This is a genomic window from Crossiella sp. CA198, from assembly GCF_052078295.1.
GTDB lineage: Bacteria > Actinomycetota > Actinomycetes > Mycobacteriales > Pseudonocardiaceae > Crossiella.
In genome coordinates, this window is sequence record NZ_JBQJIM010000032.1 from 48083 (window position 1) to 66332 (window position 18250).

Annotated in this window: 17 protein-coding genes and 1 pseudogene; 14 read left to right on the top strand and 4 right to left on the bottom strand. The window is 70.4% G+C overall.

Annotated elements, in window-relative coordinates; all coding sequences use genetic code 11:
* Positions 1–166: 166 nt before the first annotated feature.
* Positions 167–1096 carry a M48 family metalloprotease gene (locus tag ACTOWY_RS38635; protein WP_441314550.1) on the bottom strand — a complete coding sequence of 310 codons (930 nt, stop codon included), beginning with the start codon at positions 1094–1096 and terminating at the stop codon, positions 167–169.
* Positions 1097–1166: 70 nt separating this feature from the next.
* Here ACTOWY_RS38635 and ACTOWY_RS38640 point away from each other — a divergent pair, with 70 nt between their 5' ends.
* From ACTOWY_RS38640 to ACTOWY_RS38685, 10 genes and pseudogenes are all read left to right on the top strand, one after another.
* On the top strand, positions 1167–1556 hold the full coding sequence (locus ACTOWY_RS38640; RefSeq protein WP_441314551.1) for a BlaI/MecI/CopY family transcriptional regulator: 390 nt from the start codon (positions 1167–1169) through the stop codon (positions 1554–1556).
* A gap of 166 nt (positions 1557–1722) precedes the next feature.
* Positions 1723–2793, top strand: a complete 1071-nt coding sequence (locus tag ACTOWY_RS38645; protein WP_441314552.1) for an extracellular solute-binding protein — start codon at positions 1723–1725, stop codon at positions 2791–2793.
* Entirely contained in the window at positions 2790–4334 is a 1545-nt protein-coding gene (locus tag ACTOWY_RS38650) for an ABC transporter permease (protein ID WP_441314553.1), read from the top strand. Before ACTOWY_RS38645 ends, ACTOWY_RS38650 begins: the two co-directional genes overlap by 4 nt.
* Positions 4331–5362: an ABC transporter ATP-binding protein gene (locus ACTOWY_RS38655; protein WP_441314554.1), complete on the top strand. Its 1032-nt coding sequence runs from the start codon at positions 4331–4333 to the stop codon at positions 5360–5362. Before ACTOWY_RS38650 ends, ACTOWY_RS38655 begins: the two co-directional genes overlap by 4 nt.
* A gap of 136 nt (positions 5363–5498) precedes the next feature.
* Positions 5499–6041, top strand: coding sequence for a hypothetical protein (locus tag ACTOWY_RS38660; RefSeq protein ID WP_441314555.1), 543 nt, complete (start codon positions 5499–5501; stop codon positions 6039–6041).
* A 99-nt stretch (positions 6042–6140) separates the two neighbouring features.
* Entirely contained in the window at positions 6141–6518 is a 378-nt protein-coding gene (locus ACTOWY_RS38665; RefSeq protein WP_441314556.1) for a cupin domain-containing protein, read from the top strand.
* A gap of 67 nt (positions 6519–6585) precedes the next feature.
* Positions 6586–7998: a MocR-like pyridoxine biosynthesis transcription factor PdxR gene (gene pdxR, locus ACTOWY_RS38670; RefSeq protein WP_441314557.1), complete on the top strand. Its 1413-nt coding sequence runs from the start codon at positions 6586–6588 to the stop codon at positions 7996–7998.
* A 138-nt stretch (positions 7999–8136) separates the two neighbouring features.
* The gene (locus ACTOWY_RS38675; protein ID WP_441314558.1) at positions 8137–9054 is read left to right on the top strand and encodes an NADP-dependent oxidoreductase; all 918 of its coding nucleotides are present in this window, start codon (positions 8137–8139) and stop codon (positions 9052–9054) included.
* Positions 9055–9106: 52 nt separating this feature from the next.
* Positions 9107–9187: pseudogene (locus ACTOWY_RS38680) on the top strand (hypothetical protein); the annotation flags it as partial.
* 37 nt (positions 9188–9224) lie between these two features.
* Positions 9225–10250, top strand: coding sequence for a low temperature requirement protein A (locus tag ACTOWY_RS38685; RefSeq protein ID WP_441314559.1), 1026 nt, complete (start codon positions 9225–9227; stop codon positions 10248–10250).
* An 84-nt stretch (positions 10251–10334) separates the two neighbouring features.
* Here the strand turns inward: ACTOWY_RS38685 and ACTOWY_RS38690 are convergent, their stop codons facing one another.
* Positions 10335–12056, bottom strand: a complete 1722-nt coding sequence (locus ACTOWY_RS38690) for a cellulase family glycosylhydrolase (RefSeq protein ID WP_441314585.1) — start codon at positions 12054–12056, stop codon at positions 10335–10337.
* A 40-nt stretch (positions 12057–12096) separates the two neighbouring features.
* Positions 12097–12222: a hypothetical protein gene (locus tag ACTOWY_RS38695; RefSeq protein WP_441314587.1), complete on the bottom strand. Its 126-nt coding sequence runs from the start codon at positions 12220–12222 to the stop codon at positions 12097–12099.
* Between the two features lie 240 nt (positions 12223–12462).
* Here ACTOWY_RS38695 and ACTOWY_RS38700 point away from each other — a divergent pair, with 240 nt between their 5' ends.
* Positions 12463–13464 (top strand): GDSL-type esterase/lipase family protein, encoded by a 1002-nt coding sequence (locus ACTOWY_RS38700; protein ID WP_441314560.1) that lies wholly within the window; start codon positions 12463–12465, stop codon positions 13462–13464.
* Positions 13465–13546: 82 nt separating this feature from the next.
* Here the strand turns inward: ACTOWY_RS38700 and ACTOWY_RS38705 are convergent, their stop codons facing one another.
* A complete protein-coding gene (locus tag ACTOWY_RS38705) occupies positions 13547–14239 on the bottom strand; it encodes a glycoside hydrolase family 12 protein (protein ID WP_441314561.1) in 693 nt (230 codons plus the stop codon).
* A 274-nt stretch (positions 14240–14513) separates the two neighbouring features.
* Between ACTOWY_RS38705 and ACTOWY_RS38710 the strand changes: the two genes are divergently transcribed.
* The 3 genes from ACTOWY_RS38710 (at position 14514) to ACTOWY_RS38720 (ending at position 18235) form a co-directional block, all read left to right on the top strand.
* Positions 14514–15521, top strand: a complete 1008-nt coding sequence (locus tag ACTOWY_RS38710; protein ID WP_441314562.1) for a LacI family DNA-binding transcriptional regulator — start codon at positions 14514–14516, stop codon at positions 15519–15521.
* A 220-nt stretch (positions 15522–15741) separates the two neighbouring features.
* Entirely contained in the window at positions 15742–17169 is a 1428-nt protein-coding gene (locus ACTOWY_RS38715) for a glycoside hydrolase family 30 protein (protein WP_441314563.1), read from the top strand.
* Positions 17170–17191: 22 nt separating this feature from the next.
* On the top strand, positions 17192–18235 hold the full coding sequence (locus ACTOWY_RS38720; RefSeq protein WP_441314564.1) for a non-reducing end alpha-L-arabinofuranosidase family hydrolase: 1044 nt from the start codon (positions 17192–17194) through the stop codon (positions 18233–18235).
* Positions 18236–18250 lie beyond the last annotated feature (15 nt).

Below are 18250 nucleotides of genomic sequence, written 5' to 3' on the forward strand. Positions count from 1 at the left end.
CGTCGGCGGTCCCTTCGTTGTCCGGGCAGGCGGCATCGCCCGGCACACCGGGGCGCGACGGGGAGCGTCCAGCTGGCTGTCTACGATCTTCTACATTTGTGTAGAAGATAGCCTAACCTAACCCGGGAGGGAACCGGGGTGGACCGATGAGGGGACTTCGCAGCGGCTACCGCGAGGCGAGTTCCAGCAGCTCGAACAGGTCGTACACGCACTCGCCCGTCCACACCACGGTGCCCACCGCGACCAGCCCGAGCAGCACACTCGCCCACCGGCGCTGCTCACCGGGCGCCAGCAGCGCGGCGACCCGCCGCGGCACCACCCCCGGCTGCGCTCCCAGCGCGGCCAGCGAACGGTGCGGGATGAGGGCCCGGGCCTGACGGGCCGAGGCCAGGGCCGCGTGGCCGAGAGCCTTGGCGACCTCCCTGCGGTCGCCGAGTTCTTCGGCGGCGGCCTCATCGGCGGCGCGCTCGACCAGGTAGGCGACCTGTTTGGCCACCGGCCGCAGTAGCGGGTGCATGATCGCGGCGAGCGAGGCCAGCCAGACCAGCCGCTGGTGGCCGCCGTCCAGGTGGGCCCGCTCGTGGGCGATGACGGCCGCGCGCTGGCGCTCCCCCAGCAGTTCGACCATGCCGGTGGTGATCACGATCCGGCCGCGCTCACCGGCCGCGCCGGGCAGGGCGTAGGCGTCGATCCGGTCGTCGTGGACGGTGACCACCCCGTTGTGCTGGGGCAGTCCCTCGGTGTCGGCCTTGGCGAAGCGCAGCGCCCGGCGGCGGCGCCTGCACGCGTAGGCCACCGCGGCCAGCAGCAGGATCGTCCAGACCAGCGAGACCCAGGACACCCACGGGACATGCGCGGTGTCGGCGACCACGACATCGTGCGACCAGCCGCCGAAACCGGCGATCTCGGGGATCTCGGCGAGGGCCTTGAGCGCGAAGACGAACAGGTTGATCGTGCTGGCCCAGGCGGCGATCACGGTGGCCCAGGCCAGGGTGCGCGCCGCCAGGTCCGGTCGCAGCCGGTCGGCCAGCAGCCAGGCTCCCAGCACCACCAGCACCGGTGTGGCCAGCACCGACCAGGCGAAATGATCGAACACCCGAGCCTCCTCTCCCCGTCGACACCCTGCCATACATCGGCGACGGCGAGAGAGAACGTAGGATCCGGCCGTGACCGACAGGGCAGCCGACGACGCGACCCAGGGACGGCGGCCGTACGGCTCGCTCGCCGCTGAGGTGCTGCGCGTGCTCTCGGCGGCAGCGAGCCCGCTGATCCCCGCCGAGGTCCGGACCCTGGTGGACCCGACCGGCTCGATCTCCTACAGCGCGGTGGTCACCACGCTCACCCGCCTGCACGACAAGGGCGTGGTCACCCGGCAGCGCGACGGCCGCGCCTACCGCTACGCCGCGGTGGCCGACCCGCCCGCCCTGGTGGCCTGGCGGATGAGCCGCCTGTTGGAGAGCGAACCCGACCATTCCCGGGTGCTCTCCCGTTTCGTGGATTCCCTGGACGCCGAGGACGAGCAGACCCTGCGCGAGCTGCTGCGCGGACTGGACTAAGGGCGCAACAGGGTCCGCGCCACCGGCGATGACCAGCGACACCGGGGCGAGCTGGGCGACCCGTTCCAGGCTGTGATCAGCCGTACATCGAAATGAGCTTAGCCTAAGCTACCTTCTACTTCGATGTAGATGCCCGATTCTTCGCATTTGTCGCCGAGGAGCCCTCATGCCCCATCGTTCACCTCGCCGCGCGGTCGCGGTCGTCCTCGCCATGCTGGGCGCGACGCTCGCCGCCTGCGGCGACGCCGGAACGCCAGCAGGCAGCCCCGCCCCCAGCTCATCGGCGGCGGCCTCGGACAAGAAGGTCACCGTCTACAGTGGACGGAGCGAGTCCCTGGTCAAGCCGCTGCTGGAGAAGTTCACCCAGCAGACCGGGATCGCGGTGGAGGCCCGGTACGCGGGCACCGCCGCGCTGGCCACCCAGTTGCTGGAAGAGGGCGAGAAGTCCCCTGCGGAGGTCTTCTTCGCCCAGGACGCGGGCGCGCTGGGCGCGGTGGCCAAGAAGGGCCTGTTCAGCACGCTGCCTGCCGAGGTGCTCAAGCCGGTGCCCTCGGCCTACCGGGCCAAGGGCGGCGAGTGGGTCGGGGTGAGCGCGCGGGCCAGGGTGCTGGCCTACAACCCCGAGCTGGCGCCCGCGGCCGGGCTGCCCAAGTCGGTGTTCGAGCTGACCGGGCCGGCGTGGAAGGGCAAGGTGGGCGTGGCCCCGACCAACGCCTCCTTCCAGGCGTTCATCACCGCGATCGTGGTGCAGCACGGGGAGGCCAAAGCCAAGGAGTTCCTGGCCGGGCTGGCCGCGAACCAGCCGCAGATCCGGGACGGCAACGCCAAGATCCTGGAGGAGATCGACACCGGCAAGCTGGCCGTGGGCCTGATCAACCACTACTACCTGGGTGAGCGGGCCAAGGAGCAGGGCAAGGCGCCGGACGCGCTCAAGGCCAGGCTGCACTTCTTCCCCGGTGGCGACAGCGGCGCGCTGGTGAACGTGGCCGGAGTCGGCCTGCTCAAGCGCGGCGCCGCCGATCCGGACGCGCGCACGCTGCTGGACTACCTGCTCAGCGCCGAGGCGCAGCAGCACTTCGCGGAGAAGACCTACGAGTACCCGGTGCTGGCAGGCGCGCCGGCTCCGGCGTTCGTGCCCGCGCTGTCCAGCCTGACCGTGCCCACGGTCGACCTCAACGACATCGACAACCTGGCGGCCACGGTGAAGCTGATCAAGCAGTCCGGGCTGGTTCCTTGATCCAGCGCGCTGCCCGGCGGGGGCGGCCGGTCCTGACCGGACTGGCCGCCCTCGCCGTCGCCGTCACGCTGATCCCGTTGGCCTACCTGGTGGTGCGCACCGCGCAGGCAGGCTGGGAGCGCATCGCCGAGGAGCTGCTGACCACCCGGGTCGCCGAGCTGGCCGGACGCAGCCTGGCGCTGGCCGCGGTGGTGACGGCGGCCAGCCTGGTGCTGGGCGTGGGTTCGGCGTTGCTGGTGGTACGCGCCGATCTGCCGGGACGGCGGGTGTTCGCGGTGCTCGGCGCGCTGCCGCTGGCTGTTCCGTCCTATGTGGCCGGTTTCGCCTGGACGTCCACAGTGGACGGTTTCGCCGGGTTCCCGGCCGCCGCGCTGGTACTCACGCTCGGCTGCTACCCGTACGTCTTCCTGCCGGTGGCCGCCGCGTTGCGGCTGGCCGATCCGGCGCAGGAGGAGGTGGCGCGCTCGCTGGGGCACGGGCCGTGGCGGGTGCTGACCGGAGTGACCCTGCGCCAGGTCCGGCCCGCCATCGCCGGCGGCGGGCTGCTGGTCGCGCTGTATGTGCTCGCGGACTTCGGCGCGGTCTCGGTGCTGCGCGCGGACACCTTCACCCGGGCCATCTTCGTCGCCTTCGACCTGGGCTTCGACCGCACCGGCGCACTGGTGCTCTCCTGCGTGCTGCTGGTGCTGACCGTGCTGGTGCTCGGCGCCGAATCGGGCACCCGGCGGCCGGGCGCGCGCTACGCCGCGCTGGGCGGCGCCCGCAGGCGAGCGTCGATACTGCGGCTGGGCAAGGGAACCTGGGCCGCGGTCGCCGGATTGGTCGCGGTGGCGGGGCTGGCGCTGGGGGTGGTGGCGTTCAGCCTGGGGTCGCGGCTGATCGACGGGGTGTCCCGGCCAGGGGCGTGGCCGGAGGTGGCGGCCGCGGCGGGGTCCTCACTGTCGTTGTCACTGGCGGGCGCGGGCCTGACCGTGCTGCTGGCGTTGCCACTGGGCCTGCTGAGCGCACGCGGCGGCGGGCGGACCGCGACGGTGCTGGAGCGGCTGAGCTACCTCACGCATTCGCTGCCAGGGCTGGTGATCGGGCTCTCGCTGGTGTTCTTCGGCATCAACCTGGCCACCCCGCTCTACCAGACGCCGTGGCTGCTGGCCCTGGCCTACGCCGCACTGTTCCTCCCCCTGGCCGTGGTCTCCATCGCGGGCGCCGCCGCCCAGGCGCCACCCGCACTGGAGGAGGTCGCCCGGACGCTGGGCCGCCCGCCCGCGCGGGTCGCGCTGACCGTCACCCTGCCGCTGATCCTGCCCGGCATCGGCGCGGGCGCGGCACTGGTGTTCCTCAGCGCGATGAAGGAACTACCCGCGACGTTGCTGTTGCGCCCCACCGGAACCGACACCCTGGCCACCGAGCTGTGGACGCACACCACGGTCGCCGCCTACGCCGCCGCCACTCCCTACGCCGCCCTGCTGGTGCTGCTCTCCGCCGGTCCCGCCTGGGCGCTGGCGGCCCGCAGCGGGTTGCTGTCCAAGGAAGCGAGCCCATGAGCGAACTCCGGATCACCGGCGCGATCCGTTCCTACGGCCCGGTGCACGCACTGCGCGAGGCGAACCTGACCGTGCCCTCGGGCTCCTTCACCGCGATCCTGGGCCCCTCCGGCTGCGGCAAGACCACCCTGTTGCGCTGCGTCGCCGGACTGGACCAGCTCGACGCGGGTGTGATCAGCCTCGACGACCGCCCGATCACCGACCTGCCCGCGCACCGCCGCCGGATCGCCATCGTCCCCCAGGAAGGCGCCCTGTTCCCGCACCTGACCGTGGCCGCCAACATCGGCTACGGCCTGAACCGGATCCAGCGACGGGGCCCCCGGATCGCCGAACTCCTCGACCTGGTCGGCCTGGCCGGTCACGGCGATCGCTGGCCGCACGAACTCTCCGGCGGCCAGCAGCAACGGGTCGCGGTCGCCAGAGCCCTCGCGCCAAGGCCGGCGCTGGTCCTGCTGGACGAACCCTTCAGCGCGCTGGACGCCGCGCTGCGTACGGAGCTGCGGCAGGACGTCCGGCGCGCGCTGCGGGCCGACGGCGCCACCGCGGTGCTGGTCACCCATGATCAGGACGAGGCCCTGTCCACCGCGGATCAGGTGGCGGTGATGCGGGCGGGCACGCTCGTGCAATCCGGCTCCCCCACCGAGATCTACCGGCGGCCCACCGACGAGTGGGTGGCACGGTTTGTCGGTGAGGCCGTCGCCTTGCCCGCGGTCGGCAGCCCGGCCGGAGCGCTCACCGCCCTGGGCGCGGTGGCGGCGCCCGGTCATCCGCAGGGCGCGTTCACCGTGCTGGTGCGGCCGGAACAGATCGCGTTGCGGCGTGGGGCCGCGGCCGTGGTGACCGAACTGGCCTACCACGGCCACGATTCCCGGGTACGGCTGCTGCTGGCCGATGGCACCGAGGTGATCGCCCGCGTACCAGCCGGGGTCGTGGTGGCTCCGGGCGAGCGGGTGGGCCTGGAAGTCCGGGGCCAGGCACTGTTGCACCGGCAGGGATCAGGTCCGGAGCGGAACGGTCGTTCGAGCTGACACCAGCCACAACGCCCCAAGTCGGAGGCCACGCCACTCCCCGATTGGTTCCCGTTCCCAGGTGCCAAGTGGACCCAGATTCCGAGCCGAAACCGGGCTACTTTTGGAGTCACCAAGCGTCCACAAGGGAGATCTGATGGTAGTACTGGCCGCCGCTCGGCAGGAGCGCGCATGGTCGGTCGCGACGGTGTTCGCGCGCCTCGCACTGGCCGCCGGGTTCCTCTCGGCCGTTGCTGATCGGTTCGGCTGGTGGGGACCGCCGAACACCGGGTCGGTCGGGTGGGGCGATTTCTCCGCGTACACCGCCTACACGCACGTTCTCTCGCCGTACGTGCCTGACGGGCTGCAGAGCGCCGCCGCGTGGGGCGCGACCGCCGCGGAATCGGTGCTGGGCTTGACGTTGCTGGCCGGTGTCCTCGTGCGCTGGTCCGCATGGGCCGCCATGGCGCTGCTGCTCGGGTTCGCGCTGTCGATGGGGCTTTTCCTGGACTGGGAAGCGCCGCTGAGCAACTCCGTGTTCGCCGCCGCGGCCGCCGCCCTGTTGCTGGCCCTCGCCCCCGTGGACACCTTCGCCCTCAGCGTTGACCAACTCTTCGGCAGGAAGCGCACAAGCGGGTCAGGCCGCGGCCGCACCGGGCTCGCGCGCGGTGGGCCTGATGACCTGACCGCCGCGCGATAACACCTGGGAGCACTCATGGTTCCACCACAGATCGTCGGTCGGCTGCTGGCCGTTGCCGTGTTGACCGGCGTTGCAGCATGTGGCTCTGCCAACGAGAGCGTGCCCGTGGCGGCCTCGGCGACGAGCGCGGCCGCGGCGCCGCCACCCCAGGTGAGTGTCCTGCTGCAGCAGGCTCTGCCCAACGCCGAGGGCAAGACGTTCACCTCGCAGGTGGTGGACTTCCCGCCAGGTGCGGCCGCGATGCCGCATCGGCACGGCCGGGCTTTCGTCTACGCCTACGTCCTGCATGGTGCGGTGCGCAGCCGGGTCGATGACGGGCCCGCGACCACCTTCCACCAAGGCGAGAACTGGTTCGAGCGGCCAGGTACCCACCACGTCGTCGCCGCGAACGCCAGCACGACCGAACGGGCCAAGCTGCTGGTCGTCTATGTCTCCACCACCGGAGACCCGCTGCAAGCCGACGATCCGCACTCGTGAATCCGGCACCCGGCAGCACGGCCGCGCGAGCCGTGGCCGCGCCGGTCTGGTCGTATCGTTGTCCGGCATGACCGAACAAGCCGATCGCGGTGCCCGGACCTCCGGCCTGGACCTGCACGTGGGCCCGCTCGGGCGCAAGGTCCGAGCGGGACTCATGGACGCCTTCCGGGAGGCGATCCGCACGGGCAGGCTGGCGCCGGGGACCCTGCTGCCCTCAAGCCGGGTGCTGGCGCACGATCTGGGGCTCGGCCGCAACACCGTGGTCCGGGTCTACTCGGAGCTGATCAACGAGGGATGGCTGCTGGGGCAGCACGGTTCCGGCACGAAAGTGGCGCAGCGCTCGGCCGAGCTGGTGGCCGAACGGGAACCGCCGCGGCCGCCCGCGGCCCGGCCGCGGCTGGCGCAGGACCTGCGGCCTGGGCGGCCGGATCTGTCCTCGTTTCCGCGCGAGGAGTGGATTCGGGCGGTGAAGCGGGCGGTGAGCGCGGCGCCCTGCGAAGCCTTCGGGTACACCGATCCGCACGGCCGCGGCGAACTGCGTGCTGCTCTCGCCCGGTACTTGGCCAGGGCCAGGGGATTGCGCGCGCGGGCAGGCAACGTCGTGGTGTGCAGCGGGGCCGCGGAAGGTCTGCGGCTGGTGGCCGGAGTGCTGCGGAAGCTGGGTGTCACGACGGTCGCGGTCGAGGAGTTCGGCCTGCAGACCCAGCGCGAGGCGTTGCTGAAGGCCGGGCTCGACGCCGTCCCGATGCCGGTGGACGCGGACGGCGCCGATCTGTCCACACTGGACGGTGCGCCGACTCCGGGGGCGGTGCTGCTCACGCCGTCACACCAGTTCCCCCTGGGGGTGGCGCTGCATTCCGATCGGCGGGCGGCGGTCGTGGACTGGGCTCGCCGGCGGGGCACGCTGATCATCGAAGACGACTACGACGGGGAGTTCCGCTACGACCGGTCTCCGGTGGGTGCGCTGCAGGGACTGGACCACGACCGGGTGATCTATCTGGGCACCGCGAGCAAGTCCCTCGCGCCGGGGCTGCGCCTGGGCTGGCTCGTGGTGCCGGACCACCTGGTCGGCTCGATCGTCGCGGAGAAAGGGTGGGCGGAGGAGACCGTGGGGTTCCTCAACCAGTTGGCGATGACCGACTTCATCGAGTCGGGGGCGTACGACCGGCACATCCGGGCGATGCGCTCGCAGTACCGCCGCCGGCGTGCGCAGCTGGTCGAGATGATCGACCGGCACGCGCCGGCCGCGCGGGTGACCGGGATGTCCGCCGGACTGCACCTCGTGGTCGAACAACCCGGCTGTACCGGCGCCGAAGTCGTGCGCCGTGCCGCCCGCGAACAGCTGACCGTCGAGCCCCTCGACTTCTTCCGGCATCCCGGGTCCACATCGGACCGTGACGGCGTGGCCATCGGATTCGCCGCACCCTCCGCCAGCGCCTGGTCGGGCGCGCTGGCGGCACTGGTGCGCGCACTGCGGTGACCGCCCGATTGGTTCCCGTTCCCAGCGGCCAGGTGGACCCAGGTCCGGCGCCGAGATCGAGTTAGCGTCAACCGGCCGGACCACCGCGTCCGGGGACGTTGTTCGGCCGCGAGGACTGGGATGCGGGGAGACAGGCGGATGAAGGCGATCGTGGTGGCGGATCAGGCCGAGGGAACGGCCGGGATGACGCTGGCGGAACGACCCCAGCCCGAGCCGGCGACGAACGACGTGCTGGTCGAGGTGCACGCCTCCGGGTTCACCCCGGGGGAACTGGAGTGGGCCGAGACCTGGACCGACCGCCTCGGCCGCGACCGGACGCCGTCGATTCCCGGGCACGAGCTGGCCGGGGTGGTCCGCGCTCTCGGCTACGGCACGACAGGGTTGTCGGTGGGCCAGCGGGTGTTCGGCCTCGCTGACTGGACCCGCGACGGCACCCTGGCGGAGTACGTGGCCGTCGAGGCGCGCAACCTCGCGCCGCTGCCGGGCGACCTCGACTTCACCACGGGCGCCAGTCTGCCGATCTCGGGCCTGACCGCGTGGCAAGGGTTGTTCGTGCACGGCCGCCTCCAGACGGGGCACAGCGTCCTGGTGCACGGCGCCGCAGGCGGAGTCGGTTCCGTGGTGACCCAACTCGCCAGGGAAGCGGGCGCGTACGTCATCGGCACCGGACGAGCTGCCGACCGGGAAGCCGCGCTCGGCATCGGCGCCCACGAGTTCCTCGACCTCCAGGACGACTCGCTGGCAGCGGTCGGCGCGGTCGATCTGGTGTTCGACATCTTCGGCGGAGAGATCCAGCAGCGGTCCGCGGGCCTGGTTCGGGCCGGCGGAACGCTGGTGACCATCGCAGGCCCGCCGCAGGCCCGGCCCGCCGAAGGCCTGGCGATCGGTTTCGTGGTCGAGGCCGACCGCGCGCAACTGGGCGAGATCGCCGCGCGGGTGCGGGAAGGGCGACTGCGGACGCTCATCGGCAACGTCGCGACTCTCGACGACGCCGTCGCCGCCTTCAACCCGGCCGAGCGGGTCAAGGGCAAGACGATCATCCGCGTTCGTCCGTGAGGGCGCGGCGGCGCACGTCATGACACCCGGCTCCCGGTTCCGGCTCGTCCCGATGGTGCCGAGGGACCCGGACGAAGCCGGGCGCACCGCGTCCACGCTGGAGCTGTTCTTCGACCTCGTCTTCGTCGTCGCCGTGGGCACCGCCGCCGCGGGACTGCACCACGGGCCACGTGCTCGACGGGATTCTCCACTACGGCTTCGTGTTCTTCGGGATCTGGTGGGCCTGGATGAACTTCACCTGGTTCGCCACCTCCTTCGACACCGACGACTGGCTGTACCGGCTGCTGACGATCCTGCAGATGGGCGGCGTGCTCGTCTTCGCCGCAGGCATCGGCCCCGCCTTCGCCGAACACGACTACTCGGTGCTCATCACCGCCTACGTGCTCATGCGGGTGGCACTGCTCGCCCAGTGGCTGCGCGCGTCCCGGTCATCAGGCCCCACCCGCCGGACCACGCTCAGCTACGCGGCAGGGATCTCACTGGTGCAGGCCCTGTGGCTGGCCGCACTGCTGCTTCCCGCCGGGATGCTCGCGGTCGCGCTGATCGCGCTCATCGCCGCGGAACTCGTCGTGCCGATCATCGCGGAGCGCACGGGGACCACGCCCTGGCACCCACACCACATCACCGAGCGCTACGGCCTGTTCACCCTCATCGTCCTCGGTGAGAGCCTGCTCGCCTCCGCCAACGCGATCATTGCGGCCGTGCACGAGGCCACGTCGCTCGGTCCGCTCATCGGTCTCGGCGCGCTCACGCTCATCGCCACGGCGGCCATGTGGTGGATCTACTTCTGGCCGCCGCACCACCACGCCATCAAGGACCTCGCGAACTCCCTGGCCTACGTGTACGGGCACTTCTTCGTCTTCGCCGCCGCCGGCGCGTTCTCCGCGGGCATCGAGGTCGAGATCGACGTCCTCACCGGGCACAGCACGCTGCCCTTCGCGTCATTCGCCTACACGATCCCGCTGGCCGTCTTCGTCCTCGGCATCTGGGCCCTCGCGATCAGGCCGCACGCCGACCACGTCGTCAACACCGCGCTACCCCTGGCCGGGCTGCTCACCCTCGTCGACCCCCTCATCCCCGTCCCCTTCGCCATCACGGCGGCAGCCCTCGCCGGGGCCGTTGCCGTACTCATCTGGCGGCGGCCGAGGACGGAGTCCCGGCACCCCGCGTCGGCGACACCAGCTCAGCCGCGCTGACTCCGGCTGACCGCAGTTTCCTGCCGACGGGCACGCGGGAGCCGGCGGGCCGGCTCACCGCGTGCCGTTGTGGTGCGGAACGGGTCAGGCCGTGGCGCCGGTGACCGTGCCGCCGGACTTGGTGACGTGGTAGGTCACCTTGGCGCCGCTCCAGTAGTGGAAGGTGAGGGTCACCCGCGCGTTGTCCTTGACCGCGGCGAAGAAGTCCGCGGACAGGGTGGTGACACCGCCGGGGTAGTTGGGTGTGAACGCGCGGTCGAACTCCTTGAAGGAGGTCCAGTCGTGCGGGCCCGCGTTGGCGCCGTCGGCGTACCTGGCCTCCATGGTGGCGAGCAGGTCACCGCGGAAGGTGGTGGGGATGGCGAAGGAACTCGTCGTCCCGTTGGCGCTGGCCAGCACCGGCTGATCGTGGGTGATGAGGTTGATCCGCCAGGGCACGCCCTGGGAGAAGCGGGCGTGCAGCACGGCGTTCGTGCCGTACTGCCGTGCTCCGCTCAGCCTGGTCAGCGCGGGCGCGGTCAGGGTGAGCTGGTTGCCCTGGACGGTGTAGTCCCGGCCGGGCGCCAGTTCGGTGCTGCCGTGGCGCAGTCCGGTGAAGGTGGTTCCGTTGGGGTTCAGGCTGATCGTCTTGGCGGTGATGGCGCTGGACCGGGCGCTGAACACGAAGTCCGCGGCGGCGGTGCCGGAGCGGGTGGTCCAGCTCGACCTGAGCTGGCCCCACAGTTCCGGGTCACTCCACTGGAATGAATTGCGGCCCAGGTGCTGGCCGTTGTCCCACAGCATGGTGGTGATCTTCTTGGCGCGCGCGTAGTGGCCGAGGTGCTCGAAGAACTTCAGCTTCTCGCCCTGCTGGATGGTGCCGGTGTGCCGGTCGAAACCGAGCAGGCCGTACTCGCCGATGATCACTGGGATGCCGCGTGCGATGAAGGTGTTGTGCACGCGGTCGAAGGCGTCGGTGAGGTCCTTCTGGGCGGTGGCGTCGAAGTGCGTGCCGCCGGCGACGTTCACGCTGAACGGCCAGTAGCCGTAGTAGTGCACGGTCGCGATCAGGTTGGGGTCGTTGAACCCGCGGATCGAGTTGGCCAGCTCGTCCAGCCGCGCCTGCTCGGAGGAGGTGTGCAGGGTCGGCAGTACGAGCAGGCGAGTGGTGTTGTTGCCACCGGAGCGGCGCACGATGTCGCGGAAGGAGGCGTTCAGCTCGTGCAGCAGCTGTGCTTCCTGGGCGATTCCCGAGCTGCCGGTGAACTGCGGCTCGTTGACGCTCTCCATGGTCAGCTTGGCCGAGGGGAAGTCCCGGAACGTGGTGGCCAGCTGGGTCCACAGTGTGTGGTAGCGGTTGAGCACACCGGTGCGGTCGCCGGGCATGTTCAGGATCCACTGCCAGGAGTCGTGGTGCAGGTTGATCATGACGTAGAAGCCCTCGGCCAGTGCCCAGCCGACGACCTCCCGCACACGGTTGAGATAGGCAGGCTTGATGGTGTGCTCCGGCGCGGGCCCGGTGTGCTGGGTCCAGGTGATCGGGATCCGGATGCTCTTGAAGCCCTGCGACTTCACGTTGCGCAGCAAGGCCTGGGTGATGCGCGGGTTGCCCCAGGAGGTCTCGTCCGCACCGGTGGAATCCAGGGTGTTGCCGAGGTTCCAGCCGGGTTGCATGGCCGCGACGTGCGCCATCGCACTGGTCGTCGTGCGCGGCGCCGCGGCGGCTTCGTTGCCGGTCGCCAGGGTGAGGCTCGCGGCCAGGGTGGTGAACCCGGCCAGTAGTGCGCCGATCCGGTGGCGGATCGAGCGGTTTATCGGTAATCGCACCATGGAACCCTCACAATCATCGTCGGATGTGCAGAGGTGGTCACGCGCGTTCCCGGTAGTCGAACCAGTCGAAAGTGGACGGTGCCCGGGCATGCGGGCGCTCGTCGGGCACGCCGCTGAAGTGCTGGGCCAGCACGGCGTGGCGTACTCGTTGTGCACGTGCCACAACGCCACCGCCGGGTGGTCGCCGTAGCGCCGCGCGAGCGCCGCGGCGGGGAGGCGGTCGGGGTGGCCAGGCCGACGGCGATCCCGTTGGCGTGCAGGCGCGCTGCTCCGAGCACGTCAACCGCCAATCCGGGAAAGCGCCTTCCACCTTATCTGGCAACACTTTTGCCTATTGCGCCGTACGTTGAAACGGTTCATCGTCACACCTCGGTAGCTCAGCCCGAACCGGAGGAGGAACGGCATGAAATTGCTCGTCGCGGCGGCACTGCTCGCCAGTGTGGTGCTCCCGGCCCCGGCGGCGCGGGCCGCGACCACGGGTTCGCCCACCGACCCGAACGTCAAGTACTTCGGCCGGTGGAACACCAGCTCCGCCAGCGCTTACACCTCCGAGTGGGCAGGTGGGTACCTGGTCGTCGGCTTCACCGGCACCACGCTGAAACTCAAGCAGCGCAGGGCGATCGACTTCTTCGTCAGCATCGACGGCGGACCCAATGTGTCCTATCTGAACCGCGGTGGCACGGTGGACCTCACGCCGAACAAGCTCCCACCGGGCAGGCACACCGTGCGCGTGTCCTACCGGCCGATCGCCGGGTCCTACCGGGGTGACGCGGTGTTCCAGGGCATCACCCTGGACGCGGGCGCGACGACGTTCGCGCCGGGCGTGCCGTCGAAGATCATCGAGTTCGTCGGCGACTCGATCACCGTCGGGCAGCGGTCCTCGAAGCAGGCGCTCACCGCCTACGGCTGGCTGACCGGCGAGAAGCTGAAGGCCGGTCACACCCAGATCGCCGTGGGCGGGGCCTGCCTGCACCCGGCGGCCGACGGCTGCCTGAGCATGCGGGAGGGATTCCTGCGCACCGGCCTGGCGGCCAGCGCGCCCGCGTGGGACTTCAACCGCTACCGGGCGAACGCCGTGGTGATCAACCTCGGCACCAACGACGCCGGGCACAACGTGAGCAAGGAGGAGTTCCGCTCCTCCTACGTCACGCTGCTGCGGCTGGCACGGGAGAAATACCCGACCGCGGCGATCTTCGCGATGGGCTCCTTCCGCAAGCGGTACCTGCCGGAGGCGCAGTCGGCGGTGCGCACGCGCAACGACGGTGGCGACCGCGACGTCCACTTCGTCGGCACCGAAGGCTGGATCGACGAGGCCACCGACACCGTGGACAACGTGCACCCCAACGACCAGGGCCACCGCAAGATCGCCGACCGGCTGGCGCCGATCGTCGGCGCGAAGCTCTGAAGCGCCCGGCCGCGACTCGCCGCCGTGCCAGCCGTTCGGCTGGGGGCAGGCGGCTGACCCGCGCCACCCGCCTGCCCGCCGGTCAGCCACCCGAGACCGAGTAGCTGTTGGTGGTGAAGTTCTTGCCGCCGGCGGCGGAGGTGATCTCGTAGCCGAACTGGACATCGCCGACGGTGACGTCGCCGTACCAGCCGCGGCCGCGGATCCAGTCCAGCACCGCCTTGATGTCGACCGTGCCCGCCGAGGTGTTGGCGGTGCGCAGGAAGGAGAACACGGCGTTGCTGCCGTTGGAGCCGCGGTAGACGTCCCAGGTGTGGCCGCCAACGCTCGCCCTGACCTGGAATGAGCCGATGGGGCCGACCGGGCCGGTCTTGTTCATCCACAACATGATCTCGTAGGCGTTGTTGTCAGCCCAGATGTCATACGCGGTCGCGTAGGCGCCCGAGCCCGGCACATTCACGTTGAAACTGCTGCGCAGGGAACCGATCGAGCTGATCCTCTTGTTGATCGCCTTCCCCGCGTGCGGGTACGACTTCACCCCGCCGGTATTCGGGTGGTCCGCCCACACGCCCCAGTTGCTGTACGAATTCGCCCAGATCGACTGCGCGCCGGCGCCACCGCCCCAGACGTTGTTGCGGACGGTGTAGCCACCGTTGGACCAGGTGCCCCACTTGTCAGAGGACGACCAGGACGCCGCGGACGCGGCAGGCGCGCCCAGGGAGACGGCCAGCAACGCGGCCACCGCCACCACGAGCGCACGAATTAGCTTGTTCATCAACTCGTCCTTTCCGCACAGCATTGAACGGAATGCGATCCGCCACTAAATCGAAGCGGTTCACCGGACTTTAGAGATCAACTGTGCCGAAGGCAACGAAAAGTTCATTCGACGTGCATTCGACAGTCGAACCGGTCGATTCGACGGAAGAAAGGGAGTCAGGCCTCGTTGTGCGCGCGGAGCGGTTCGGGCACGAACGCCGCGTCTTCGGCTGACATCGCGGCCCTGGCACTACGATGCCTGGCAGGCAACCGGCGTGGCGCGAAGGGCGGGCATGATCACCATCAAAGAGGTCGCCCGCCACGCCGGGGTCTCCACCAGCACCGTCTCCTACGTGCTCAGCGGGAAGCGGGCCATCTCCGAGGCGACCAGGCGTCGCGTGCAGCGGAGCATCGCCGCGCTCGGTTACCACCCCAACGCCGGGGCTCGCGCGCTCGCCTCGAACCGGTCCCAGGTGCTCGGCCTGGTCGTGCCGTTGCGGGCCGGGCTGAACCTGCCGGTGATCATGCAGTTCGTCTCCTCGATCGCCTCGGCCGCGCGCGCCCATGACTACGACGTGCTGCTGCTGACCAACGAGGCCGGTCCCGGTGAGGCGCACCGGGTCACCGCGCGGGCCATGGCGGACGCGATCATCGTGATGGACGTGGAGAGCGTGGATCCGCGGGTGCCCGAGCTGCGCGCGGTGGACGCACCGGTCGTGCTGCTCGGCATGCCCGATGACCACGACGGGCTCAGCTGCGCCGACCTCGACTTCGCCGCCGCGGGCAGGCAGCTGGCCGCCCACCTCGGCGAGCGCGGCCACCGCTCGATCGCGCTGATCGGCTCACCCCCCGCGGTGTACGAGCGGGGCACCAGCTACGCCGCGCGCCTGCGGGCCGGATTCGAGGGCGAGGCGGGCAGCCGCGGCCTCACCGCCGCGGTGCGTCCCTGCTCTCCCGCCTACGACGCGGTGGTGCGGTGCCTGGACGAGGTGCTGGCTCCCGGCCGCGGCGTCACCGGCCTGGTGGTGCACAACGAGGCGGTGCTGGGTCCACTGCTGCTGGAGCTGCGGCGGCGGTCGCTGCGGGTGCCCGCGGACCTGTCGGTGATCACACTGTGCCCGGACGAGGTCGCGGAGAACCAGTCCGTTCCGCTCACCTCGGTCGCCGTTCCGGTGGCGGAGCTGGGCACGATCGCGGTCGAGATGGTGATGTCCCGGCTCGGACAGGAGCAGCCGCCGGAGGTGCGACTGCTCCCGCCCCGGCTCACCGATCGCGGCAGCACCACCGCCCCGCGCTCGTGATCACCCACGCCACCTGCCCGCTGGTGAAGCGCCGCGATTCTCCCGGGCTGGGGCGAGGCTGACCCAACTGTCCACAATGGACTTACCTGATTCGATTCGAATCGAGTCGAATTCCCTTGCCAGCAAAGAATTTCCGCCACACATCCACTACCCGGCCTACTGACACGGCAAGCCGCGCGACGTAACGTCCTTGTTGCTCACCTCCGTGGAAGGTTCCGCCATGTCCCACACCCGCACCCGCCGTCGCGTTCCGGGACGACTGGCCGTGCTGACCGCGACGACCCTGCTCGGCCTGGGCTGCCTGCTGCCCGGCCCGGCCGCGGCGCGGGCGGCCACCGCGGCCACCATCGACGGCGGCCGGACCCACCAGCCGATCGACGGTTTCGGCTTCTCCGAGGCCTTCGGCCGGGCCGCGATCATGCACGGTTCGGCCGGGCTGCCCGCACAGCGGCAGCAGGAGGTGCTGGACCTGCTGTTCTCCGGCAGCACGGGCGCGGGGATGTCCATCCTGCGACTGCACATCGGGTCGACGCCCGGGACCTCGATCCAGCCCAGGAACCCCGGCGGGCCGGCGGCGACCCCGCGGTATGTCTGGGACGGCAAGGACACCGAACAGGTGTGGCTGGCCAAGCAGGCCAAGGCCTACGGGGTGAACCGCTTCTACGCCAACGCCTGGAGCGCGCCCGGCTACATGAAGACCAACGGCGACGAGGCCGACGGCGGCACGCTGTGCGGCCTGTCCGGGGCCTCCTGCGCCGGCGGTGACTGGCGTCGCGCGTACGCCGGCTACCTGGTGCAGTACGCCAAGTTCTACGCTCAGGAGGGCATCCGGATCAACGATCTCGGGTTCACCAACGAACCCGACTACACCACCGGCTACTCCTCCATGCGGTTCACCCCGGCCCAGGCCGCCGAGTTCGCCAAGGTGCTCGGGCCGATCGCGGCGGGCGCCGGACTGAAGGTCACCTGCTGCGACTCCTTCGGCTGGAACCAGCAACGCGCCTACACCAGCGCGATCGAGGCCGACCCGGCCGCGCGGGCTGCCGTGTCCCTGCACACCGGACACACCTACGCCAGCCAGATCACCGGCCCGCTGCCGACCTCCCGCCGCACCTGGATGTCGGAGTGGAACCCCAAGGGCGAGACCTGGAAGGAGAGCTGGGACGACGGCAGCGGCTACGACGGCTTCGCCATCGCCGAGGCCGTGCACACCGCACTCACCACCGGCAACGTCAACGGCTACGTGTACTGGTACGGCGCGTCCACCGGCGCCACCCGCGGCCTCATCCAGCTCGACGGCGAGAACTACCGGGTGTCCAAACGACTGTGGGCACTGGCGAACTACAGCCGGTTCATCCGGCCGGAGGCCACCAGGATCGGCGCCGGCGCCGCCGACGGCGCGCTGCGGCTGTCCGCGTACCGCAACAGCGACGGCTCCCTGGCCGTGATCGCGCTCAACACCGCCGCCAGTCCGGCCCCGATGAGCTTCTCCTTGCCGCGCACCGGTATCACCACCGGAACCGCCACCCCGTACCTGACCGACAACGCCAACAGCACCAAGGCCCAGTCCGCGATCCGGGTCATCGGCGGCGCGTTCACCGCCACCGTGCCCGGCCGCGCGCTGGTCACCTACCGGATCACCGGCTGACACCCGTGATGGAGACACGACCATGCGCACCAGATCCCTGCTCGCCTGCCTGAGTCTGGTGGCCGCCTCGTTCGCCGCGGTCGCCGCCGACGCCGCGGCCGCGCTGCCGACGAGCTTCCAGTGGCGGTCCAGCAACGCCCTCATCGGGCCGAAATCCGATGCCACGCACAACATCCGCGCGGTCAAGGACCCGTCCGTGGTCCACCACAACGGCCGCTATCACGTCTTCGCCAGCAGCACCGACAACAATGGCGCCTACAGCATGGTGTACCTGAACTTCACCGACTTCTCGCAGGCCGGTTCCGCGCGCCACCACTACCTGGACCAGACCGCGATCGGCCCCGGGTACAAGACCGCGCCGCACGTGTTCTACTTCGCCCCGCAACGGTTGTGGTACCTGGTCTTCCAGACCGGGCAGAACGCCGCCTACGCCACCACGAGGGACATCAGCGACCCCAAGTCCTGGAGCGCGCCGAAGAACTTCTACGCCAACGGGATGCCGCAGATCGTCAAGGACAACATCGGCAACGGGCACTGGGTGGACTTCTGGGTGGTCTGCGACAACGCCAGGTGCCACCTGTTCTCCAGTGACGACAACGGGCAGCTCTACCGCTCGGAGACCAGTATGGCCAGCTTCCCCAACGGCATGGGCAACACCGTGATCGCGATGCGGGACCCGGACAAGTTCAAGCTGTTCGAGGCCGCCAATGTGTACAAGATCTCCGGCCGCGGCGAGTACCTGCTGATCGTGGAGGCGATCGGCTCGGACGGCAGGCGCTACTTCCGGTCCTGGACCGGACCGGCCATCACCGGCCCGTGGAAAGCCCTTGCTGACACCGAGGCCAACCCGTTCGCCCGCGCGGGCAACACCACCTTCAGCGGCACACCGTGGACCAAGGACATCAGCCACGGCGAGCTGATCCGCAACGGCGTCGACCAGACCATGACCATCAGCGAGTGCGGCCTGCGCTACCTCTACCAGGGCAAGGACCCGGCCGCGAACGACCCCTACAACCTGCTGCCCTGGCGGCTGGGTCTGCTCACCCAGACCAACTCCACCTGCTGATCACCTGACCGCGGC